The organism is Rhizobium sp. UGM030330-04 (genome assembly GCF_003208455.1).
Lineage (GTDB): Bacteria > Pseudomonadota > Alphaproteobacteria > Rhizobiales > Rhizobiaceae > Agrobacterium > Agrobacterium rhizogenes_A.
The window spans coordinates 100,347-123,977 of sequence record NZ_QKML01000011.1 but is presented as its reverse complement, the minus strand read 5'-3'; the positions used below and the strand labels follow the sequence as shown (position 1 = coordinate 123,977).

The 23,631-nt window shown below is 60.3% G+C and carries 20 protein-coding genes; 4 read left to right on the top strand and 16 right to left on the bottom strand.

Annotated elements, in window-relative coordinates:
• Window positions 1-128: 128 nt before the first annotated feature.
• The gene (locus N434_RS17560; RefSeq protein WP_065116831.1) at window positions 129-806 is read left to right on the top strand and encodes a GntR family transcriptional regulator; all 678 of its coding nucleotides are present in this window, start codon (window positions 129-131) and stop codon (window positions 804-806) included.
• Window positions 807-815: 9 nt separating this feature from the next.
• On the opposite strand, the gene N434_RS17555 is transcribed toward N434_RS17560, so the two are convergent.
• The 7 genes from N434_RS17555 to N434_RS17525 all read right to left on the bottom strand — a co-directional run bounded on the left by N434_RS17555 (window position 816) and on the right by N434_RS17525 (window position 9,248).
• Window positions 816-1,823, bottom strand: coding sequence for an ABC transporter ATP-binding protein (locus N434_RS17555; RefSeq protein WP_110759562.1), 1,008 nt, complete (start codon window positions 1,821-1,823; stop codon window positions 816-818).
• Window positions 1,820-2,803 carry an ABC transporter ATP-binding protein gene (locus N434_RS17550; protein ID WP_110759560.1) on the bottom strand — a complete coding sequence of 328 codons (984 nt, stop codon included), beginning with the start codon at window positions 2,801-2,803 and terminating at the stop codon, window positions 1,820-1,822. Before N434_RS17550 ends, N434_RS17555 begins: the two co-directional genes overlap by 4 nt.
• Window positions 2,796-4,289 (bottom strand): amidohydrolase family protein, encoded by a 1,494-nt coding sequence (locus tag N434_RS17545; protein ID WP_110759559.1) that lies wholly within the window; start codon window positions 4,287-4,289, stop codon window positions 2,796-2,798. The genes N434_RS17550 and N434_RS17545 overlap by 8 nt, the downstream gene beginning before the upstream one ends.
• Window positions 4,289-5,482, bottom strand: coding sequence for an amidohydrolase family protein (locus N434_RS17540; protein ID WP_110759557.1), 1,194 nt, complete (start codon window positions 5,480-5,482; stop codon window positions 4,289-4,291). The genes N434_RS17545 and N434_RS17540 overlap by 1 nt, the downstream gene beginning before the upstream one ends.
• 5 nt (window positions 5,483-5,487) lie before the next feature.
• Complete coding sequence (locus N434_RS17535) at window positions 5,488-6,435, bottom strand: ABC transporter permease (RefSeq protein ID WP_110759555.1); 948 nt, start codon at window positions 6,433-6,435, stop codon at window positions 5,488-5,490.
• Window positions 6,436-6,453: 18 nt separating this feature from the next.
• Window positions 6,454-7,422: an ABC transporter permease gene (locus N434_RS17530; protein ID WP_110759553.1), complete on the bottom strand. Its 969-nt coding sequence runs from the start codon at window positions 7,420-7,422 to the stop codon at window positions 6,454-6,456.
• Window positions 7,423-7,682: 260 nt separating this feature from the next.
• Window positions 7,683-9,248, bottom strand: a complete 1,566-nt coding sequence (locus N434_RS17525; RefSeq protein WP_110759551.1) for an ABC transporter substrate-binding protein — start codon at window positions 9,246-9,248, stop codon at window positions 7,683-7,685.
• 159 nt (window positions 9,249-9,407) lie between these two features.
• Here N434_RS17525 and N434_RS17520 point away from each other — a divergent pair, with 159 nt between their 5' ends.
• Window positions 9,408-10,922 (top strand): amidohydrolase family protein, encoded by a 1,515-nt coding sequence (locus N434_RS17520; RefSeq protein WP_110759549.1) that lies wholly within the window; start codon window positions 9,408-9,410, stop codon window positions 10,920-10,922.
• Window positions 10,923-11,118: 196 nt separating this feature from the next.
• Here N434_RS17520 and N434_RS17515 read toward each other — a convergent pair whose 3' ends face one another.
• The 7 genes from N434_RS17515 to N434_RS17485 form a co-directional block, all read right to left on the bottom strand.
• The gene (locus N434_RS17515; protein ID WP_110759548.1) at window positions 11,119-12,186 is read right to left on the bottom strand and encodes a porin; all 1,068 of its coding nucleotides are present in this window, start codon (window positions 12,184-12,186) and stop codon (window positions 11,119-11,121) included.
• A gap of 430 nt (window positions 12,187-12,616) precedes the next feature.
• Window positions 12,617-14,791 (bottom strand): putative bifunctional diguanylate cyclase/phosphodiesterase, encoded by a 2,175-nt coding sequence (locus tag N434_RS17510; protein WP_110759679.1) that lies wholly within the window; start codon window positions 14,789-14,791, stop codon window positions 12,617-12,619.
• Window positions 14,792-15,023: 232 nt separating this feature from the next.
• Entirely contained in the window at window positions 15,024-15,959 is a 936-nt protein-coding gene (locus tag N434_RS17505; protein WP_110759546.1) for a 2-hydroxyacid dehydrogenase, read from the bottom strand.
• Between the two features lie 23 nt (window positions 15,960-15,982).
• The gene (locus N434_RS17500) at window positions 15,983-16,714 is read right to left on the bottom strand and encodes an amino acid ABC transporter ATP-binding protein (protein ID WP_065116843.1); all 732 of its coding nucleotides are present in this window, start codon (window positions 16,712-16,714) and stop codon (window positions 15,983-15,985) included.
• Window positions 16,695-17,354: an amino acid ABC transporter permease gene (locus N434_RS17495; RefSeq protein WP_065116844.1), complete on the bottom strand. Its 660-nt coding sequence runs from the start codon at window positions 17,352-17,354 to the stop codon at window positions 16,695-16,697. Before N434_RS17495 ends, N434_RS17500 begins: the two co-directional genes overlap by 20 nt.
• Window positions 17,351-18,055 (bottom strand): amino acid ABC transporter permease, encoded by a 705-nt coding sequence (locus tag N434_RS17490; RefSeq protein ID WP_065116845.1) that lies wholly within the window; start codon window positions 18,053-18,055, stop codon window positions 17,351-17,353. The genes N434_RS17495 and N434_RS17490 overlap by 4 nt, the downstream gene beginning before the upstream one ends.
• Before the next feature lie 68 nt (window positions 18,056-18,123).
• The gene (locus N434_RS17485; RefSeq protein ID WP_110759544.1) at window positions 18,124-18,927 is read right to left on the bottom strand and encodes a transporter substrate-binding domain-containing protein; all 804 of its coding nucleotides are present in this window, start codon (window positions 18,925-18,927) and stop codon (window positions 18,124-18,126) included.
• Between the two features lie 296 nt (window positions 18,928-19,223).
• Between N434_RS17485 and N434_RS17480 the strand changes: the two genes are divergently transcribed.
• Window positions 19,224-19,544 carry a hypothetical protein gene (locus N434_RS17480; protein WP_003505663.1) on the top strand — a complete coding sequence of 107 codons (321 nt, stop codon included), beginning with the start codon at window positions 19,224-19,226 and terminating at the stop codon, window positions 19,542-19,544.
• Window positions 19,545-19,701: 157 nt separating this feature from the next.
• Window positions 19,702-20,724: a LacI family DNA-binding transcriptional regulator gene (locus N434_RS17475; protein ID WP_110759542.1), complete on the top strand. Its 1,023-nt coding sequence runs from the start codon at window positions 19,702-19,704 to the stop codon at window positions 20,722-20,724.
• A gap of 148 nt (window positions 20,725-20,872) precedes the next feature.
• On the opposite strand, the gene N434_RS17465 is transcribed toward N434_RS17475, so the two are convergent.
• Together N434_RS17465 and lhpI are read right to left on the bottom strand one after the other, a co-directional pair.
• The gene (locus N434_RS17465) at window positions 20,873-21,901 is read right to left on the bottom strand and encodes a trans-3-hydroxy-L-proline dehydratase (RefSeq protein ID WP_110759541.1); all 1,029 of its coding nucleotides are present in this window, start codon (window positions 21,899-21,901) and stop codon (window positions 20,873-20,875) included.
• Between the two features lie 10 nt (window positions 21,902-21,911).
• On the bottom strand, window positions 21,912-23,621 hold the full coding sequence (gene lhpI / locus N434_RS17460; RefSeq protein ID WP_110759539.1) for a cis-3-hydroxy-L-proline dehydratase: 1,710 nt from the start codon (window positions 23,619-23,621) through the stop codon (window positions 21,912-21,914).
• Window positions 23,622-23,631 lie beyond the last annotated feature (10 nt).

Sequence of the window (23,631 nt, the reverse complement as noted above, 5' to 3'; positions counted from 1 at the left end):
CAACTGCCCTGTTTATAGTACACAATATTATTTCAGATTGTTGACAATTTTGCAACCAAAACTCTGTTGAAACGGTTGACTTTTTCCACCGCATCACGCTTCTCTACCCACAATGGAGAGCGAAACCGATGACCGAACAGAACGGCCAGTCCACGCAGCAAATTGTCGAGAAAGTCTGGCTGTCGATCGCTGAACGACGGCTTCGCCCGGGCGTGCAGCTGAAGGAAGAACAGCTCGCCACGATTTTCGGTGTCAGCCGCGCGCGCATCCGCCAGGCGCTTTCCGTGCTGGAGCGCGACGGTCTCGTCACCATCGTTCCCAATCGCGGCGCCTTCGTTTCCAAACCCTCGGTCGAAGAGGCGAGAGACGTGTTCTTCGTTCGCCGTACCGTGGAACAATGTGTTGTTGAGCGGCTTTGCAAATCCACCACCAAGGCCGCTCTGAAGCGGCTTCGCGACCATGTCGAAAAAGAGCGTGTGGCCAACGCTCACAACATCACCACCGACATCATCAAGCTTTCCGGCGGCTTCCACCTGCTGCTTGCGGAAACGGTCGGTTCCGATTTCCTGTTCACCACCATGCGCGACCTCATTTCGCGTTCCTCCCTCATCACTGCCGTTTACCGCAACACGGACCGCTTTAACTGCGGGCCCGACGAACATGCGGAAATTGTCGACGCGATCGCCAATAACGATCCGGCGAGGGCCACGCATCTGATGACCCATCACCTCGAACATGTGGAAGCGGAACTCGACCTCAGCGAAATCCGCGACCTTTCCCATGATCTGCGGGCGGCACTCGCCTGACCTTGCGGCTCAGGCGCGCTCCCGGTCCTGCGTCAACACCTCTTCATCCTCCACCAGATGACATGCAACGCGTGTGCCGCCGGCAAGCGTGCGCACCTGCGGCACTTCCGCCGAACAGCGCGCCGTTGCAAGCGGGCAGCGCGGATGGAAGGTGCAGCCCGAGGGCGGCCTGAGCGGGCTTGGGACTTCGCCTGCCACCAGTTCCCGGTCGCGGCGCGGGGCCTCGATATTGGGAATGGTCTGCAGCAGAAGCTGCGTATAGGGGTGACGCGGGCGGGCGAACAGCTCCTCCGTATCGCCCTCCTCCACGATGCGACCGAGATACATCACAGCGATACGGTCCGACATGTGGCGAACCACGCTCATATCGTGGCTGATGAACAGATAAGTCAGCCCCAGCTCGTCCTGCAGCCGCCGCATCAGGTTCAGCACCTGCGCCTGCACCGATACATCAAGCGCGGATGTCGGTTCGTCACAGACCAGAAACTCCGGCTCGCTTGCCAGGGCGCGGGCAATCGAAATACGCTGGCGCTGGCCGCCGGAAAATTCATGCGGGAATTTCTCGCCGTCGGAGGCAGAGAGGCCGACCGTTCGCAGCAGTTCCTCCACCCGCTCCATTGTCTCTGCACGGGTGGCGCGCAGTTTCAGCTCGCGGATCGGCTCTGCGATGATGTTCTTCACCCGCCAGCGCGGATTGAGCGAGGCATAGGGATCCTGAAAGATCATCTGCGCCGATAGCGGTGTATCCTTCCGCCCTTTGGCAAAGCGAAAGTCACCGGCGCTTGGGCGGAACAGCCCTGTCACCAGCCGCGCGACGGTGGACTTGCCGCAGCCGCTTTCGCCGACAATGCTGAGACAGCCACCGGCTGGCACCGTAAAATCGATGTCGTTGACGGCCTGCACGAACTGACGGGGCTTGCGCTCGATGACGCGGTTGAGCCACGGGGCGGAAACATCGAAGGTCTTGGTCAGACCCTTCACCGTCAGTGCGGGTGTTTTTGTCACCGAGGTTTTCATGCGGTTCCTCCTGCATTCATCCAGCAGGCGCTTGCGCTGTTGCCCTGCGTTTCCAGTTCCGGGCGCTCGCGAAGACAGCGCGGGCCGGCAGAGCCACAGCGCGGATTGAAGGCGCAGCCCGGGGGGATCGCATCAAGACGCGGCATCGCCCCGTCGATCTGGTTGAGCCGCTCCACCCGCGCGCCGAGCGAAGGGATGGAGGCCATCAGGCCCTGCGTATAGGGATGTTTCGGCGCATGCAGAACCTGCTCGACCGGCCCGACCTCGATCAACCTGCCGGCATAAAGCACGGCAACGCGGTCGGCGGCTTCGGCGATGACGCCCATATCATGCGTGACCAGCATGACGGCCGTCTGCTTCTCCTTGCACAGCCTGCGCAGCAGCGAAATGATCTGCGCCTGGATCGACACGTCAAGTGCCGTGGTCGGCTCGTCGGCGATGATGAGCTTTGGCGAGGCGGCCAGCGCCAGTGCGATGACGACACGCTGGCGCATGCCGCCGGAGAACTGATGCGGATAATGATCGACGCGATCTTCCGGAGACGGAATGCCGACATCTTTCAGGAGTTGAACCGCCCGCCCCCGCGCTTCTTTCCTGGAGAGCGGCAGATGCTGGCGGATCGTTTCGACCAGCTGTGCGCCAACCGTAAAGAGCGGGTTGAGCGAGGTGAGCGGATCCTGAAAGATCGCACCGATCTCGCGGCCGCGAATGCTTTCCATCGCCCTGTCGTCCAACTTGTCGATACGCCGCGACCCAAGCCATATCTCGCCCTCGGCGATGCGGCCGGGTTTTTCCAGCAAGCCCTGTATCGCAAGTCCGGTCATGGATTTTCCGGCACCGGATTCGCCGACAACACCGAGGATTTCGCCGGGGCGGATCGACAGGCTGACATCAGAAAGGGCCGTCACCGTGCCTCTGCGGCCCGGAAACTCGACTTTCAGATTGCGAACATCGATAACCGACTGGTTCATGTTATCCATTGGCGTCAACCTCCACCGGGTAGCTCGGGGGGAAAATTTCCGAAACGGGCGGGTTGGCCCAGCTTCGTTCGGGATATTTCGCGATCAGCCCGTCGAACTGTGCCTGCGCCTGAACGCGGGCTTGCTCCATGTCGATATTCGCGACCTGCCTTGAGCGCATCGACAGGCGGCCATCAACGAAGACCGCACGCGTGATCTTGCCCGAACCGCCGGTAACGATGGTCGTAATCGGATCGACGCTCGGCGCCATGACGGTATCATCGAGGTCAAAGACCGCGATATCGGCGCGGGCACCCTTTGAGAGATGTCCGAGATCGGCACGGCCCAGCGCCCTTGCGCCACCGATTGTGGCGGCGTCGAACAGATCGGCCGAACGGACCCTGTCGGGCACGCCGTCGCTGATGCGGCAGGTGATGAGCCCGACCAGAAGGTTCATCAGCATGTCGGCCGGTGCCGTGTCCGTGCCCATCGCGATGTTGATGCCACGCTGCCGGCACGACGAAAACGACGACAGCTTGCTGCCGCCTCTGGCCGACACCAGCGGACAGTGGACGATAGAAACGCCATTTTCAGCGTAGAGCGTCAGATCCTCATCCGTCGCATTGGTGGCGTGCGGCGCGACAAGGCGCTCGCTGAGGAGACCGGCCTTGGCCAGCCACACGGGCGCCGTGGAGCCATGAAGGCTGCGGACGGTATCGACCTCCATCGTGCCCTGCGCCATGTGCAGACGGAACTTGCATCCAAGATCGCGCGCGGCCGCATCGGTTCTTTGCAACAGGGCGAGCGTCGATGTCTCGACCCGATCCGGCGCGAGCATGCCGCGCACGAGATCGCCATGCCGTCCGCTCTGTCTTTCGATGAAGGACACCGCATCCTTCAGCCCCTGAAAGCCGCGCTCTTCGTCAAAGACAGGCACCATGCGCCCCGGCTCTTCCAGCACCATGCCGCCGGAGCGGTATGCGGGGCTGAGATAGACGCGCAGGCCGAGTTCGCCGGCAGCATCGGCCGCAGCCTCGAATTCGGCAACGGTTTCGCCCCATTCCCGGTAAAACAGGGAAGCGATGGGTGCTGCCGTGGTGATGCCGTTGAGAAGCAGCTGGCCGAAAGCGAAACGCTTCTGGAAGGCCAGTTCCTCCTCGGAATACATCTCGTAAGGACCAGCCTCGACATAAGATCGCGGCCAGACCCGGCCCTTGGCCCAGCCGGGATAGTGATCGATCCCCAGGATCGTCGTATCGAGATCGGAAAGCGCGTCGAGATCGATCAGGCCGGGGCTGATGAGGGCGTTGCCGAAATCGACGCGACGGGCGACCTCGCCGGGAAAACCGTGCCCGACGAAGAGAATCTCACCATTCTCGAAGACCACCTCGCCGTTTTTCAAGAGCCGGTGTGATCCGTCCCTGTGTCCGACAACCCAGCTTGCGGTAAGCAGCGTGCGGCCCGACGGACGTTCGCCAAGCGCGAGAGATTGCAAAGCGGCGCTCATCACGGCGCCTCCACGATGGCTTTGCCGTTTCTGGCGGTGACGCGGCCGCCTTTGACGACGAGCGGCCGGGGCGCGATATCGACAACGGCATGGGCGAGCGTTTCGCCCGTAAGCAGCGTGAAATCCGCGGCGCAGCCTTGCCGCAGGCCGTAATCACCAAGCCCCATGACATCGGCTCCGCCCTGCGAAACCACATGCAGCACATGGGCAAGCTCGATATCGGAACGCAGGCCGTTCTTCATGCCGATGATCTTTGCCCGGTCGAGCATGTCCGGCTGGCCCCACGGCCCCCAGGTATCGCGAATGCCGTCGCAACCGCCGCCGACACGCACGCCCGCTTCCTTCAGCCGCATGATCGACGGCACGTTTGCCGAAGGCGCACCGGTCGTCAGGATCGCCACGTCGAGCCTTGCAATCTCTTCGATCAGCTTGCCGACCCGCAGGTAATCATTCATGCCAAGTGCAAAGGCATGGCTGATTGCAACCTTGCCTTCCATGCCATTGGCCCGGATACGCTCGAAGATCAGCTCCATGGTGAAGGCGCCAAGATCGGCGGCCTCATGCAGATGGATGTCGATCGGCACGCCGTGCTTGACCGCAAGCGCAAAGAGAATATCCAGCTGGCCTTTCGGATCGCGGTCGATTCCGCAGGGATCGATGCCGCCAAGCACTTCGCAGCCCTGTTTCAAGGCCTCATCCAGAAGCTCCACGGTGCCGGGCATGACCATGACGCCGGATTGCGGGAAGGCGACGACTTCGATGTCGATGATGCCCCTCAGCTTCTCACGGGTCTCCCAGATGCCCTCCACAAGCGTCAGGCCATGGGTCGGGTCAATATCCACGTGGCTGCGAATATGGGTGCCGCCGTTGGCCGCAAGGCCGATGGCGTGGCGCATGGACTGGCGGTGCGGATCGATGCCGATCTGTGTCCGGTTTTCGCGTTCAAAGTCGATCCGCTGGCGCAGGATCGCGGCGCGATTATTGACATGCCAGGGCATGCCCCATGTCGTCTTGTCGAGATGGGTATGGGCATCGATAAGGCCGGGAACGGCAATCGCGCCATTTCCCTCTTCGACCGGCATGCCCGGCTCGGCCTCGAACTTTCCGAAACCGGCTATCTTTCCCTGCCTGATCAGAATGTCGCAGGTATCGCCCGCCATGGGCCTGATGTTGCGGAGCAGAAGATCGTGCATGGAACTCACCTCAGTTTCGGATTGAGCGCATCGCGCAGCCAGTCACCCAGAAGGTTGACGGTGACGACGAGCAGACAGAGCTGGAAAACGGGAAACAATACGATCCACCACGAACCCGAGAACAGGAACTGGTTGCCGATGCGGATCAGCGTTCCGAGCGAAGGCTGGCTGGGCGGCATGCCGATGCCGAGGAAGGACAGCGTCGCTTCGGTGAGGATCGCCATGCCGAAATTGAGCGTGGCGGCAACCATGATCGGTGTGAGCGTATTGGGCAGGATATGGTTGGCCATGATGCGACGGGCGGGAACGCCGATGAGTTTGGCCGCCTGCACATAATCCTTGCCGGTTTCGACGATGGCCTGGGCACGCACGGTGCGCGCATATTGCACCCAGGCGGAAAGGGCGATGGCGAAAATGAGCACGGCGGATGCCCCCACCTCGCGCAGACTGTCCGGCAACATCTGCCGCACCACCGTCGAGACGAGGATGGCCACCAGAATTGTCGGGATGGAGAGCGTGATATCGCCGATCCGCATCAGGAGGTTATCGGCAAAGCCGCCGAAGTAACCGGCGACCAACCCGGCCGTCATGCCGATGACCAGCGACAGCGCCACGGAGGCAACACCGATGACGATCGATATGCGTGTGCCGTAAAGAATGGCGGAGAGCATGTCCCGCCCCTGCGTATCGGTGCCGAGCAGATAGGGCCATTCGCCGCCCTCCTGCCACACCGGCGGCAACTCGGCCTTCCACATGTCCAGTGAAGCGCCGTCATAGGGGTTTTGCGGCGCGATCAGCGGCGCGAATATGGCAGCGAGGATCAGGATCGAGAGGACCAGCGCACTGATTTTCGCCGATTTGCTGCGGCTGAAGGACCAGTAGAGATCGCTGTCGCGCATGCGGCTGAAAAGCGACCGGCGGGCGGGTTTTGCCATTTGTGGAAGGTCTGTCATGAAACCGGCTCCCTTCGGTTAACGAGCGGTGCGCAGACGCGGATCGATCACCGCATAGGCAATGTCGACGAACGTGTTGAGAACAACGAAGATGAAGGAAATGATGCAGAGATAGGCCGCCATGACGGGAATATCGAGAAACGTCACCGCCTGTATGAACAGCATGCCCATGCCCGGCCACTGAAACACCGTTTCCGTGATCAGTGCGAAGGCGATGAGCGAGCCGACATTCATCGTCGTCAGCGTCACGACAGGCATGAGACAGTTGCGAAGCGCATGGCGGAAATAGATGCGCCAGCGGGGAATGCCACGGGCCCGCGCAAACTTCACGAAATCGGATCGCAGCACTTCCAGCATCTCGGCGCGAACCAGACGCATGACGAGCGTGATCTGATAAAGCGAAAGCGCAATGGCCGGTAGAATGATGGCCGCACGCCCGGAGGACGTCAGCAACCCGGTGGACCACCAGCCGATCTGCACGACATCTCCGCGACCGAAGGCCGGCGCCCAGCCGAGCGACACCGAAAAGACGAGAATGAGCAGAATGCCGACAACGAAACTCGGCAGGGAGACGCCGACGATCGACAGGAACTGCAGGCCCTCCGTATACCACCTGCCGCGCCTGATTGCCGTCAGCACCCCAAGCGGCAGACCGACGACCAGCGACAGGACGGTAGCGACAAGAACAAGCTCCAGCGTTGCCGGAAACCTCTCCGCTATCAGCGGCAGCACCTGCTGGCCGTTGCGATAGGAAACGCCGAAATTGCCCTCTGCCGCATCTTTCACAAACCGCAGATATTGCGTCGGCAGGCTGTCATTGAGGCCGAGGCGCTCACGCAGGGCCGCCCGATCCTCCTGCGAGGTCTGTTCGCCGACCATCAGCTCAACGGGATCACCCGCGAGCCGGAAAATCAGAAATGCGATAAGTGCGACGGAAAGCATGACGAGCACGGCATTTCCCAAACGCTTGATGATGAAAACCAGCATGGTTACCTCTCGGATGAGAACCCGCGCCACAAGGCGTGCCAGGTTCGACCATTCTCTTCCAGAGACAGGGTAGAGCTTTCGCAACGATGCGACGATGCCGCGCGCCTGAACCCGTCACATTGTCGACAATTGCACCGGCGGAGGATCGCGTTTCGGCCGTCCCGGTTCGTGAGCATCACAGTTTCAACGGCTGAGGCGGGCTGCGCCGGAAAGGCTGGAAAGGCGTTCGGCGACAGCCGACGCCCTTCCAGCGTTCCGCATTATTTGTCGAGCTGTGTCAGCCAGTGACGCGGCTTGTTATCGGCACGGAAGTCGACGCTCTTGACCTTTCCGAGCATGGCCCATGCGATGGGCTGCTGATGCAGCGGAACAAGCATGGTTTCATCCTTGGCGATTTTCAACACGGCTTCTTCAAGCGCCAGACGTTTGGTGTTGTCCTGCTCCTGCGCCGCCTGATCGACCAGCTTGTCGATCTCGGGGTTCGACCAGCCGCCATAATTGGAGACGCCCATCGCACCCTTGCGGGTCGACAGGATCTGCGACAGGAACGAGAAGGCATCGAGCGTCGGCTCGTTCGCCCAGCTGAGATTGAAGACATCGGCCTTGCCGCCATTGCGCTTGGGCGACTGCACGGAGCGCGGTGCAATGTCGATCGTCGGCTGGAAACCGCCGCGCTTCAGCATGTTGGCAACGCCGGAGCAGATATCTTCCTCGTTGATGCTTTCATCATTCATGCAGGTATAGGTGAAAGCGAGGTTCTTCATGCCCGCATCGGCAAGCAGCTTCTGTGCTTTTGCCGGATCGGCAGGCTCATAGGTATCGAGCGACTTGGCATAACCGGCGATTTCAGGCGCGATGAGCGAGCCCGAAGGTCTTGCAAGGCCGCGCATGACCTTCTTGTTGATGAGATCGCGATCAAGCGACGCCTCGAATGCCTGACGCACACGCAGATCATTAAACGGGTTGGGCTTGCCGTCTTCCAGCTTTTCACGGCGGTTGAAACCGATGAACAGCGTGCGCAGTTCGGTGCGCTTCTTCACCGTGATATTGGGCGAGGATTCAAGCCGCGGCAGATCCTGGATCGGCGCGGAATCGATCAGATCGATTTCGCCGGAGAGCAGCGCTGCAACACGTGTCGCGGCAGAGGCGATCGGCACGAATTCGATACGGTCGAGATTATGCTTTTTCTGGTCCCACCAGCCGTCATTGGCAACAAGAACCGTCTTGCTATCGGGCACGCGGCTTTCGAGCTTGAACGGCCCGGTGCCATTGGTGTGCATCGTCGTATAACCATCGACCTTGGAGGCGAAGTCGGTCGGCTTCTCGCTATTGTTATCTTTCAACCACTTGGCGTTGAAAATGAAGATATTGGTGATGTCGTTCAGGAAAAGCGAGGTCGGTGCGGTGACGTCGAGATCAACCGTGTAATCATCGACCTTCTTCACACCGGCAAAGACCGGAATATTGCCGCGCAATGGCGAGGTGGAATCTGAAGCGCGTGTGAAGGAAGCGACCACATCATCTACGGTGAAATCCGAGCCGTCATGGAACTTCACACCCTTGCGCAGGGTGAAGCGCCAGGTCTTTCCATCAACGAGTTTCCACTCCGTCGCCAGCGCCGGCTCGATCTTGAAGTCCGGCCCGTAACGGACAAGCCCTTCATAGATGTGGTTGAGGAAAGCAAGGTTGGAGGTGGAAGGCACCGAATACGGATCGAGCGAATAAAGATCGGCGCGGCTACCCCAGCGCAGGGTCTCTGCGCTTGCGGGAGCGGCAATGGCGGCGGCGGCCATGGCGGCCAGGACAAAACTTCTAATTCGGGACATTTGATCCCCCCTTTTTATAGGTCGTTGGAAAGCCGGCTGGCGGCTGAGCAAGCGGAGTATTGTTTTGCTGCGGCTTATTGTCAATAATATTGTTGACAATTATCGTATTCAAAATTTGGAAATTCTGGATACCGACTGCAAACATATGGGAGAAGGCGAATGGGAAATTATCTGCTGCTGCATGGCACGATCGTCACCGTGGATCGGGAAAGACGGATTATCGAGGATGGCGGCCTTGCCATTCAGGATGATCGCATCGTTGACATCGGCACGGCCGGGGAACTCGCCTCACGGCACCCCGACAAGCAGATCATCGACTGCCGGGGCAAACTCATCATTCCCGGCCTGATCGATGCGCATGGCCATGCCGGGCATGCGCTTATCCGCAGCATTGCTGCCGATACCAACGCCATGTGGATGAAGGTGGTGACGCCGACCTATTATCATTATGTCACCCGCGATTACTGGTACGCCGACGGCTTGGTCTCCGGCATCGAGCGGCTGCGCGCCGGCGTGACGACCGGCGCCAGCATCATCACCTCGATGCCGCGCGCCGACGATCCCGTCTTCGCCATCAACCATGCCCGCGCCTATGAGGAGATCGGCCTTCGCGAAATCATCTGTGTCGGCCCATCCGGCCTGCCATGGCCACATGCGGTCACCCGTTGGGAGAGCGGTTCGCCGGAGCGCCGGCATATCAGCTTCGAAGAGATGATCGAAGGCAGCGAGGCAACCATCGAGGCGCTGAACGGCACGGCAGATGGCCGCATCAGCGTCTTCCTCACACCTTTCACCATCGTTCCCTCAGTGGAGCCCTCCAATGCCTCCACACCCGATCAGGCGGTGAAACTGACGGAAAATGACCGGATGCAGGCGCGCCGAATTCGTGAAACGGCACGAAAAACCGGCGTCAGGCTGCATTCGGACGCTTTTGCCGGACAGATCCGCATGGCGTATCAGGACAAGGAAAATGCGCTGCTTGGCCCTGATATCCATCTCCAGCATTGCTGGGGCATCTCGCATGACGAGATCGACATTCTGGCCGAAACCGGAACTCGGGTTACGCACGCACCGCCCGGCCGGGCGACGCCGATCATGGAAATGATGTCGAAAGGCATTCGCGTTGCCATCACCACCGACGGCGCAGCCCCCAGCCGCCATTTCGACATGTTGCAGACGGCGCGTCTGGCGCAATTCACTCAGCACCTGCTACACAACCATGATCGTTACCTGCTGCCGCCCGGCAAGATATTCGAAATGATCACCATCGACGCCGCCCATGCCATCGGCATGGAGGACGAGATCGGCTCGCTGGAAGTCGGCAAAAAGGCCGACGTCGTCATCATCGACATGCGCAAACCGCATCTGATGCCGATGTGGATGCCGGTGCACCGGCTGGTGCATCAGGTGCTGGGCAGCGATGTCGATACTGTCTTCGTGGATGGCAGGATGTTGATGGAAAATGGCCGGGTTCTGACAACCGACGTTGATGCAGCACTTGACTTCGGCCAGCAAGAAGCACTGGCCCTCGCCGCCCGCGCCGGTCTTGAAGCGCATATGCACGACCCGGGTTGGGGCCAACTGTTGCGGACCTTCGAAGAACCTGTCCACCCTCCCCGGCCACCGGAGCCGGCGGCTCACGGGCAACAAGGCGGCATCGGCCACGACGAATAATAAAGAGCCAGCATCTTTCCGATAGCGCAAGTGGAAGTGCCGGAAACCTTTCGCAGAAACAAAAACTCCCCGGCCTGGAGGGGTCCGGGGAGCGAAACTGGCATTCATTGCCAGAACTTTGACTGGAGCTAGTAACTCACCCGTTCGGAAACGGGGTGGATCTGAGTTGTCTAACCCGGTTTATGCTTTTTGGTTATTAGAACGCGCGCTGCAGGCGAACGAAACCGGTCCAGCTGTCGCCGCCGCCATTTACACCCTCGGTGCCGTCTACGTCCTGGTAGGTAACCGAAACGAGCGTGGAGAGACCGGAGGTGATCTTGTAGCCAGCAGCTACGCCAGCGCGCCATGCATTGCGATCGCCAACGAAGTCGTTGTTAGCGCCAAGGTCGATCTTGCCGAAGTACTGGAAGCCGGGGGTGATGGTCAGCTTGTCAGTTGCCTTAATGGAGTATTCGGCAGCAACCGTCCACTCGGACTCTTCGTAGTAGTAGTTGGCGCCGGAAGCCCAGGCACCCGAGATACCGAGCGTGCCCGGACCGAGGTCAGCCGTGACGATTGCACGGATTGCACCGTTTTCCTGGTTCGTGTCGTAACCGCCGAGCAGGTTGGCCTTAACGCCACCGAAGTTGGCGCCGATGATAGCGCTTACGCCAATATCATTCGTCAGGGGCTTGAACGAAGAAGGCGCCTTACGGACGCCGAGCTCGGAAGTGCCCTTACGGTCGCCTTCCAGTTCCTCAACGGCAGCGCCAACATAGAAGGAGCCGGCGTCGTAGGTGTAACGGATGGCGTTCAGACGGGTACGGTTGGAGCTGAGCTGGTCATATTCGCCAGAGAGACCGTCATCCCACCAGTTGTAGTAATAACCGACCTTCAGGCCGCTCAGTTCGATGAAAGCCTGGTCGAGAATGGCACCCTTGCTGGTGTCGTTGTCGGCTTCGGCACGCAGACCGATGTAGCCGCGCAGAGCGCCGAGCTCGGTGTCGGTGCGGGTGTCGATGTTGAACTGACCGCGCGTGAACGAATCCCAGTCAGACGAACCGGACTTGTTGCGGCCGAAGTCGGTCTGGAAACGAACGTAACCGTCGAACTTCAGGCAGGTTTCGGTGCCGGGGATGTAGAAGAAACCCTTGCCGAAAGCGTCGCAGACGCGAACATATTCCATGGGCTCGGGCTCGGCAGCGACGATGGCGTCAGCGGCCTGTGCGCCGGATACTGCTGCGAGAGCCGCAGCGGAGCCGATCAGAAGGCTCTTGATGTTCATTTGTAATCTCCAGTCAAAAATTTTTCAACGAATGCGCAAATTTGAGGGCTGGTCTTTCCCTGCCGCCCGCTTCCCTGCGCTGATTCAGCAAATGACAGAAAGTGCCGCGGACTCGCAATCCAAATCGGCAAATTGCAAATACAATAAAAGTACACAATTGGATTAAGTAGTAATATTGCAACAAATCAATAGTTTAAAATATAATAATTTCGTTATTTATTTTCAATAAACGGAATTTATTACTCAATTAAAATAATCGACAATGCGAATTTTATTTATTACGAAAGAATATTATTGCCATAGAAAACGGCGCGCACGCCGCGCCGGCACCCGGAACGGTCAGGAAACAGGTCGGGATTGTTGGGAAAGTCCGGCCAGGAATATTTCCGAAGGCGGATAAGCCTCCGGAAAAAGACCCGCCAAAGCGGGTCTATTGCGGATCGATGGAGGAGCCGGTGGGGAAGGTCGTCATCTTCCCCAGCATGTCGCCGATCGCTTCCGCCTCCACCGCACGGCTGAAATAATAACCCTGCCCATAGGGGCAGCCGGCAGCGCGCAGAAATGCCGCCTGCTCGGCGGTTTCCACGCCTTCGGCGATGACATCGATGCCAAGCGAGCCGGCAAGCTGGATCATGATCGAGACGATGGCGCTATCCTTGGTCTTTTCCGGCAGGTGGGTAAGGAACGAGCGGTCTATCTTCATGCAGGAAAGCGGGAAGGTCTTGAGCATGCCGAGGCAGGAATACCCCATGCCGAAATCATCCAGCGCCAGGCTGACACCCATCTGCTTGATGGCGCGCATGATCCGCACCGATGTTTCCACGTCCTGGATGATGAGCGTCTCGGTGATTTCGATTTCGAGCAGCGATGGCGAAAGGCCGGTTTCCCTGAGTACAGACCGGATCTGCTCCACAAGGCCGCCCTGAAACTGCCGGGGCGAGATATTGACCGCCATCTTGACGGGCGAAAGACCGGCCGCAACCCAGGCCTGGGCCTGCCGGCAGGCTTTTTGCAGGATTGTTTCCCCAAGTTCCACGATAAGGCCGGTTTCTTCCGCAAGGCCGATGAATTCCGAAGGCCCCAGCAGCCCCTCCACCGGGTGCTGCCAGCGCACCAGCGCCTCCACCCCGCTGATGCGGCCGCTGAGAAGGTCGACCTGCGGCTGGAAATGCAGGACAAATTCATCCCGCTCCACCGCCTTGCGCAATTCCTCTATGCGCGTGAATTTCTTCCTCAGGTCCTCCGCCATGCGCGGCGTGAAGGTGGCGATGCCGTCGCGGCCATTCCGTTTGGCCTCATACATGGCAAGATCGGCGGCGGCGACGATTTCCGCCGTGCTTTCCCCGTGTTCCGGAAAAAACGCCATGCCGATGCTGCAGGTGACCTTGATATCGTAATTGCCGATGCGCAGCGGCTGCGAAACCGCCGCCCGGATACGCTGCAGACGGCTTTCGAAACCATCCTTCCGCCTTTCCAGAATGATGACGAATTCGTCTCCGCCCACCCGCAGCACGAGATCGTGGCGGCTGAGGCTGTGGGCGATGCGCTCCGCCGTTTTCGAAAGCAGCGCATCGCCGACGCTATGGCCGAGCGTATCGTTGATCTGCTTGAAATTGTCGAGGTCAAGAAAACCGATGCCGACTTTCCGCTTCGCCTTTGCCGCCGCCGCCAGTATTTCGGGCAGCCGGGTATCGAGAAAACGGCGATTGGGTAGCCGGGTCAGCATGTCGTGATCGGCCAGAAAGGCGATATGTTCGGCTGCGCGCTTCCGGTCTATAGCCAGCCCCGCCATGCGTGCCGCAGCCCCGATGAACTCCACCAGCGCGGCATCCGGCTGCCGGCCCGCCAGCATGCACCAGACGAAACCATGCGCGCTGCCTTCGCTGGCGGGAATATCGAAGCTGAGAGCCGTATTGTCGGCTGGACAGCCAAGGGTGCCGGGATCGCTGACCGTGGAAATGAGCGCCGTCAGACCCGCATGCTGCGCCAATGCCGGCGAGGCATAGACGGAGGGCTCCCTTGCTGCCGCATCAAATACACGGACAGCGCAGGCAAGCCCGGTCGCAAGGTTTTCAATGGCCTTGACGAACTCCTCGAGAAAGTCCTCGATCCGCGCCGCCGCAACAATCATTTCCAGAATACGCGCCTGCGCCTGCAGCAGCCTTTCCGAGGCCTTTTTCTGGGTTATGTCCCGGGAAGCGCCGACCACGCCGATGATCCTGCCGCTCTTGTCCCTCAGCGGCACGCGCGACATCATCAGCCAGCGGTCGATATCGCCGCGCATGGCGCGTTCCTCATAACCGAGATCCGGCTCGCCGGTGCGCATGACCCGCGCTTCGGTATCGGGAATGCCGGCACGCCGCGCAGCCTCGCCGTGAATGTCATAATCGGTGAGACCAATCAGCTCCTCGACGCTGTCGAAGCCGTTTTCGGTCACGATGGCGCGGTTTGCGAAAAGAAAGCGGCCTTCCAGATCCTTGGCATAGATGAAATCCGGCACATGGTCGATCATCGCTTCCAGAAGCACATGCCGATCGGACGGGTTGGTGTTTTCAGTCGTTGCAGGAGAGACAGACGGTGCTACGCCGCGCTTCGTTCGCGACATCCGGTCCTGCACGGGTGTCTTCGGGCCTTTGGAACGCACCTCTCCGCCTCATCGCTTTATAAGGAAGCAGAATAGTAGGATTATACATATTATATAAATATGAACGACAGGCCGGAATTAGGGGCGAATGGCTGCCCTTTTGCAGGCTGAATCAGGAACAGCCGACAGTCCGAATCGAAACGGCGCGGATAAAAGCCGCGCCGTCAGATTGAAGGCTTAGATGGAGGGTATGTCAGACCACCGGGGTCGGCAGCTCCTTGCCGGCAAAATGTGCGTCGAGATTGGCCAGAACGAGATCGGCCATGGCGCGCCGCGTCTGATGCGTGCCGCTGCCGACATGTGGGGCAAGCGTGACGGTGTCGAAGGCGAAAAGCGCTTCCGGCACACGCGGTTCATCCTCGAAAACATCAAGCGCCGCGCCGCCGATCGTGCCGTTCGAAAGAGCCTCGACCAGCGCCTTTTCATCCACCAGCGAACCGCGCGCCACGTTGACGAGCACACCCTGTGGCCCAAGCGCCTGCAACACACCGGCATTGACGATGTGGCGCGTTTCGGCGGTGGCTGCGGCGGCGATGATCAGCACGTCGCAATTGGCGGCCAGCGCCTCGATGCTGTCGTGATAATCATAGGCGACATCGCGGCGGTTTCTGGCGGTATAGGAAATCCTCGCATCGAAACCTTCAAGCCGCTTTGCGATTGCCTGGCCGATGCGGCCGAGGCCGAAAATGCCATAACGACGGCCGGCAACGCGGGTGGAAAGCCCCATATCGCCCTTCAGCCATTGGCCTGTGCGCACATGCTGGTCCGCCTGCGGCAGCTTGCGCGCCTGCGCCAGAACCAGACCGAGCGCGAGGTCAGCGACATCTGCCGTCAGCACGTCAGGCGTATTGGAAACGCGGAAACCGCGCCGTTTGGCATCATTGAGATCGACCTTGTCGAAACCGACGCCGTTGATGGCGACGATTTCAAGATTGGGGAGTGCAGCGCCAATATCCGCCGGCAGGCCGATATGGCCACCGGTGACGACGCCGCGGATCGCGCCGCCTTTTTCAGCAAGGAACGCCGCCTTGTCTGCCGCTTCGAACAGGCGGTGCACGGTGAAGCGCTCGGCGAGTTCCTGTTCCAGTGCCGGGATGAGCGGGCACAGTTGCACGATTTCAGTGGTCATGGACTTTCCTTTGCGCCGGTGAACTACTTCACATCGGCCTTGACGAATTGCCGGAGTTCCGGCGTTTGCGGATTGGCGAAGAGTTCGGACGAGCGGCCCTGCTCCCAGATCTTGCCCTTGTGCATGAAGATGGTTTCGGTCGCCACGCGGCGCGCAAAAGCCATTTCGTGGGTCACGAGGATCATGGTCATGCCGCCCTTGGCGAGGTTTTCCATGACGGTCAGCACTTCCTCGGTCAGTTCAGGATCGAGCGCCGAGGTCACCTCGTCGAACAGCATCACCTTCGGCCGCATGGCAAGCGAGCGGGCAATCGCCACGCGCTGCTGCTGGCCGCCGGACAGCTGGTCGGGATAGGAATCGAATTTCTCCGAAAGGCCGACGAGTTGCAGAACCTCGCGGGCGATATCCCTGGTTTCCGATTTCGCCACGTCCTTGACGATGCGCGGCGCGAGCATGATGTTCTCACCGACCGTCAGATGCGGGAAAAGATTGTAGCTCTGGAACACGATGCCGACGTCGGTGCGCAGCTTGCGCAGCGCCTTGGCATCTTCGCCAATCGCATGACCGGCGATTTCGATGCGGCCCGAATTGATCTTCTCCAGCCCGTTCATGCAGCGCAGCAGCGTGCTCTTGCCCGAGCCCGAGCGGCCGATGAGGGCAAAGACTTCACCGCGACCGACCGTCAGCGACACGCCTTTGAGGACTTCCAGAGCGCCAAAGCTCTTGTGAACGTTTTCAACGATTACTTCCGGCATGAAGCCTCCTTTCCAGCCAACGCGACAGCTGGGACAACGGGTAGCAGACGATGAAATAAAGCACGGCCACCGCGACGAAGACGCGGAACGGCTGGAACGTGGCATTGTTGATGAGCTGCCCCGCTCTCGCCAGTTCGACGAAACCGATGATCGATGCGATGGACGTATTCTTGACGACCTGAACGGCAAAACCGACGGTCGGCGGCAGGGAAATGCGGATCGCCTGCGGCAGGATGACGTAACGATATTGCTGGGCGCGGGTCAGCGCCAGCGATTCCGACGCTTCCCATTGCTGCTTCGGCACCGCCTGGATGCAGCCGCGCCAGATTTCGGCGAGATAACCCGATGTATAGATCGTCATCGAGGCGCCGGCGGCAAAGAGCGGCGGCAGTTCCAGCCCGGCAAGGCTGAGGCCGTAATAGGACAGGAACAGGATCATCAGCACCGGAATGCCCTGAATGACCTGGATATAGGTGCCGGCGGCAATGCGCAGCAGCTTGTTATCCGAGGTGCGGGCAAGAGCGATGAAAAAGCCGACGATACCACCGCCGATAAGCGCAATGATCGTCAGAAGCACGGTCCACTGCAGGGCGGTCAGCAGGAAGCCGAATTCGTTCCAGCCGAAAGTTCGAAGAGTCATGACTGCACCTCCGGCAAAGCGGTCATCGTCTTGCGGGCGACACGACGGCCAAACAGCCACATGCCGATAAGGGCAAGGATAAGCCGCAGGCTGAGCGCCAGCGCCAGATAGATGAGCGTGACGACGATATAGACCTCGAAGGAGCGATAGGTCTGCGATTCCACGAAGGCTGCGGCAGCCGCAAGCTCATGGGTGGAAATGGCCGAACATATGCTCGATGCCAGCATCATCAGCACGAACTGGCTGCAGAGCGATGGATAGACCTTGGCGATGGCGGGCACGATGATGACGTGACGATATATCTGGTACTTGGTGAAACCAAGCGCCTCGCCCGCCTCGATCTGCGACTTGTGCACCGCCTCGATGCCGGCGCGGATGATCTCCGTCGAATAGGCGGCAAGATTGATCGTCATGCCGATCAGCGCCGCGGTATCCGCCCCGACGCGAAAGCCGAGACCCGGAAGGCCGAAATAGACGATGAAAAGCTGCACCAGGAACGGTGTGTTGCGGATCACCTCCACATAACCGTCCACGATGATGCGGACGATGCCGCCCTTGATGGAGCGCAGCGAGGCCAGAAGAATGCCGAAAGCGCAGCCGAGCACGATGGAGAGGACCGACAGCTTGATCGTCAGCCATATGCCGTTCAGAATTTCATTCTGATACTGGGCGAGCGCGCCGAATTGAAAAGTATAGGACATGCGTCACTCCGTTGACATTTCCCGGTCCGCCGGAAATTTTTCTCCGGCGGACGCGTTGAAAGGCTCAATCAGAAGCTTGGCAATTGCGGCAGCGGACGACCGGTCCACTTCACCGAGATACGGTCGAGATCGCCCGACATCTTCATGAGATAGATGGACGTGTTCAGCCATTGCCGCAGCTCGAAATCCTCAAGCTTTGTCGCCATGGAATTGCCCTGCTGGAAGAAGGTGAAACCAACCTGCAGACCGGCTTCCGGGCGCTGCTTGATGATCGCTTCGCCCACCGTGGACGGCAGGGCGACAGCATCGACCTGGCCGGCGAGCAGTGCCTGGGCGCTGGTGGAATCGTCTTCGTAAACGACGATTTCGAGACCTTCGACATTGGCCTTGCGCAGCGCGGTTTCCTGCGAAGAGCCGCGATTGACCGAAACGCGCTTGCCCTTGAGGCTGTCGAGATTTTCGAACTTCTGGTCCTTGCCCGAGATGATGTCCATGTTGAAGGCGCTGTACGGCTGCGTGAACATGACGGTCTTGGCGCGCTCGCCGGTCGGCGCAAGCGTTGCGACAAGGAAGTCGACCTTCCCGGTCTGAAGGGCCGGAATGCGCGCAGGCGGCGTCAGCGGCACAAGCTCAACCGGCAGCGACAGATAGGTGCCGATGAGGTTGGCGACATCCACGTCATAACCGGAAGGATTGCCCTTCTCATCCACCATGCCCATCGGCGGAGCGCCGGTCAGAACACCGATCTTGACCTTGCCGCGCGCCGTGATCTCGCTGAGCGAGACAGCATGGGCGGATGTGCTGGCGGCGAGCGTTGCTGCGGCAACACCGACGGCAACGGTGATGTTCTTCAGAAATCTGGATATGCTCATGGTTTCTCCTCCAACCTTTTAAGTGGCTGCCCAAAGCGGAACAGCGATCTTGCACAAAGCGAAAAATGTTCTCGATAACATTTCACCGCGATTGACAAAAAACTCCTCCCAAGAAACCGCGAAAGCTCAAAACTGTATGAATTTCGCTTGAAATTCAACAATTTCGGCTGGTTATCGATTTTCCTCTCGTCGACACCGTTTCACGTTCTTGGCAGGATCAATAATGCATGTTATCGGTATCATTGCAAGTCCGATCTACAGAACTGTTGCATCGGACATTCATTCGGGAGGAAACCATGTATACACGCTCGGCAATTTTCGAAGGCAGGATCCACCCCGGCCGGGAGGAGGAGTTTTTCCGCATCGTCGAGGAAAAATTGCTGCCGGTCTGGAAACGCATGCCGAATGCGCAGGCCGTGCGGGTGATGCGCACCGAGCGCACCGATCCGGACGCAGCCTCGATCATCATGGTGCAGGAAATCGACTATCCTTCGATGGAAGCCGTGGAGGAAGCGCTGGTCTCGCCGGTCCGGCTGGAAGGCCGGGTACTGACGGATGAGATGATGAGCATGTGCGACGGACGTTTTTACCATCTGGTCTATAGCCGCGTCGCATAAATCCGGTGCACGCCGCATTGATCTGCAATCATACGGCGTGCTTTCCCTTGATATCTTCGTGTATGTCTTGTCCTGAAACGGTTCGAATTTAGGGAGACATGCTTTGGTGGAGCGCACGCCCTTGGCCGCAGCGTTAGTCACGTCAAAAAAAGCAACCATGAGCGACGTCTCGAAACTCGCGGGCGTCTCCAAGATGACCGTTTCGCGGGTGCTGGCCGATCCTGCCCTGGTGTCAGAAGAGACACGCCAGAAGGTAATGAAGGCCATCGAGAAGCTTGGCTATGTGCCGGATCGAATCGCCGGTTCGCTCTCTTCCCGGCGCACCAATTTCATCACCGCCATCCTGCCGACGCTCACCAACTCCAACTTCGCCGACAGCGCGCAGGGGCTGGCGAAGGCGCTGCGCGCGGCCGATTACCAGTTGCTGATCGGTTATACGATGTATGACCTGCAGGAAGAGGAGCGCGTCATCCGCACCATGATGGAGCGCCGTCCCGACGCCATCGTCGTCGCCGGCACGGTGCATACCAAGATGGCGAGCGAAGTTCTGATGCGCGCCGGCATTCCGATCGTGGAGATCTGGGACGTGCCGGAACACCCGATCGACCACGCGGTGGGCTTTTCCAACTACGAAGTGGGAAGAAACGCCGCCAAATATCTGATATCGCTTGGTTTAAAGCGTATTGGCGCACTCGGCTCCCGGGCTGACGGCGCCGTGAACGACTGGCGCGGCGAAAGCCGCCTTGTCGGGTTTGCTGCAGCGTTGCGCGAAGCCGGCATTTCTGACGACCTCATCATCCGCGAAGGCAGCGCGCCGGTCTCCTACGATCACGGGGCAAAGACGCTCGGCTCCCTGCTCGCGAAGGCGCCCGATGTCGAAGGCATTTTTGCCGTCTCCGATATTTCCGCCGTCGGCGCGCTGATGGAATGTCACCGCCGCGGCATTGCCGTGCCCGATCAAGTGTCCATCCTCGGTTTCGGCGATTTCGATATCAGCCGCCAATGTTACCCGGCGATTTCAACGATCCGGGTCGATGCCCAGATGATCGGCCGCAAGGCCGGCGAATTGCTGCTTTCGATACTGGAGCCGGAAAAGGATGCCGCTGTTCCCGAAGGCGCGCGGGTGGATGTCGGGTTCGAGCTGATCGTGCGGGAGACTACAAGGCGGCTGGGTGGTTGATCCATTCTCTTCCCTCATTCCTGTGCTTGTCACAGGAATCCAGCCGACGCGCGTCTGCGCGGCGGGGAGAGTCCCTTCAGCCCAAGGACCTGGGCTGGCTGGATCCCTGTGACAAGCACAGGGATGAGGGAGAAGAGACGTGTTCTCCCTACCGCGCACCCCATGTATCCGTCAGCCGATACCCCTCCGGCCATGGGTCGGACGGATCAAGCATATGCTGATGGATGCCGGTGACCCAGCCGCGGCCGGAGATTTCCGGCAGGATGGCCGGGCGGTCGCCGACCGTTGTGGTTCCGAGGATGCGGCCGGTGAAGGTCGAGCCGATCAGCGACACCGCCGTCAGCGTTTCGCCTTCCTTCATTTCGCCGCGCGCATGCAGCACCGCCATGCGGGCTGAAAGCGCCGTGCCGGTTGGCGAACGGTCCACTTTGCCCGGCTGGATGGCAACGGCCGCCCCTGCCCGCAGGCCTTCGGCCGTGCGCTCCACCTTGCCGGCGAAGAGGCAGAAGGAAAAATGGCGCCAGTCGGGGTTTTCGGGATGGTCGAAACCCAAAGCCCTGTTGGCGGCATTGGTGATGCGCACGCCGAGGCGGGCGATCTCATGCGCCTCTTCTGGCTTCAGGCTGAAACCCATAGATTCGGCATCCACGATGACGAAGCTGTCGCCGCCATAGGCGGTGTCCACCTTCAGCGTGCCGAGGCCTTCGACCTCAAGCTCGACATCGAGCTTCGCGGCAAAGCTCGGCAGGTTCTGCACGAAAATGCGCTCGGCCTTGCCGTTGCGGCATTCGGCGCGCACTTTCACCAGTCCGCCGGGCGCTTCCAGCAGCATATGGGTTTCCGGCTCCTGCATCGGTACGATGCCGCCATCCAGAAGCACTGTGGAAACGCAGATGGAATTGGAGCCGGACATGGGCGGCGTATCTTCCGGCTCCATGATGATGAAGGCGGCGTCCGCGTCAGGATGTTTCGGCGGCACCAGCAGATTGACGTGGCGGAACACGCCGCCGCGCGGCTCGTTGAGCACGAAGTTGCGAAGCGTCTCATCACGGGCGATGAAGCGGCTCTGTTCCCAGATCGTCTCGCCCGGCGGCGGCTTCACCCCGCCGACGATCACATCCCCCACTTCACCTTCCGCATGGGCGGAAATCACATGAACTGTCTTGATACTGCGCATTCAGTTCTCCTCACGAAAGCCAGACAGGAAGGCGGGATACGGCACGGCCGGTCAGCGCGCTGTCGACGCAATCGGCAAGGCTGCCGAAGCGCACCGCGCGGCCGCTGAGGCCGGGGCCGTAATGGGCGTATTTGCCGGAGTTGGTCATCAGTGCGCGGGTCTTCGTCGGAAACACCGGCTCGGAAATCGAACACCAGCAGAGATCCGGCAGCACCTGCACGCCGCTGTCCTTCAGGCTCTGCAGCGTGCCGTCCTGCATGGCCGCATCGATGACCTGCTGACCGGCGGTGACGATGACGGCGACATCCGCATGGCGCTTGCGGCCATTAAACACGGCCGCCAGCGCCCGACATTCCTCCAGCGAGGCATGCGGGCTACCGATGGCGACAAGCTGCACCTCTTCCGGCCCCTCGTTCAGAAGCGACCAGCCGGCGGCCATATCGGCGAGCGAAATGGTCACTGTCCCGGCGGTTTCGAGCGGCGCAAGTCCCGCTTCGGGCGTCACGCCCTCGATATGCAGCATGGGCGAGGCAGAGGTGGTGCCGAAGGCGGCGCAAAGCGCTTTCAGATCATCCCGCGACGGTTTTGCAGCTCCAAGACCACGCAGCAACGGAATGCAATCCGGCGCGGCCTTGCCGGCGAGATAACCGACGAGCGGCCAGAAGGCGTCATCGATGCCAGCTGGCAGGGCCACATCGACGATGCGCTGCGGCCGGCGATTTTCTTCGAGATACACCCCCGAAAGCGGCGCCCTGCCCGTCATCGCAATACAGAGATCGAGAAAATCCGGGTGCTTTGCGGTGCGGGCACCGAGCACCGTATTGGCGAAGATCACCGCATTCGACTCGGCCCAGCCGATCGATTCGCCGGCACTTGGCGCACTGTCCAGCAGGTAAGGCGAACAGGTGAAGGTGGGGCGACACCCCATGCGAACATAGGCATCCGCCAGCCTTGCGGCCGGATCGCCGAAATCCTCCGGCACGCCCTGCGCCCGCCAGTGCGCCTTGTCCACGGAAATGGCGTTCATGGTGGTCGGCACCCGCACCTTGCCGCCCATGTCAGCCATTTTTTCGGCAAAGGTGAGGTTGGCAGGGCTGGCATAGATACAGCCATCGATATGGCCCTGCGTCACATCGACAAGCGTCGACGCACCCTGCTGGGCGGCCATGGCGACGATGATGCGCATGGCCTGCCGCGCGGCAATGCCGTCGCTCCCTTCCAGCATTGCACCATCCTCGTCCTTCAGGTCGAGATGGGCCGTCGCCGGCGGCGCGATGGCAAGCGAGATACCGTCGGCCTCAATGGTGCTCTCATTGATGCTGACATGCGCGGCACGCGCGAAGCGGGCAAAATTATCCGCATCGAGACGGACGACTGGCAGAGCCCTGTCGAACATTTCCGCCGCAACGAGGGCACCGAGCGTCAGGACGTCTTCAGCCTCGCAGAAAACCAGCGCCGCGGGCGCACGGCCGGTGAGGATGAGATCGAGCAGCACGCCGGAACCGGTGCAGGAGCCACGGCTGGTCGGCATGAACAGCACGCCGCCGGTGAGACAGATGCCATGCAGCGGGTGATGCACATCGATCACCTTGCCGGTGGCGGGATCGACCCCGCCCCAGAAGCTCAGCGCCTCGGTGGTGGCGATGACCTTGCCTTCGGCGGCACCGGCCAGAATGCTGCGCGCCTGAGGAGTAGTGATTGGCGAAACGGAAGAAGACATTGAAAAATCC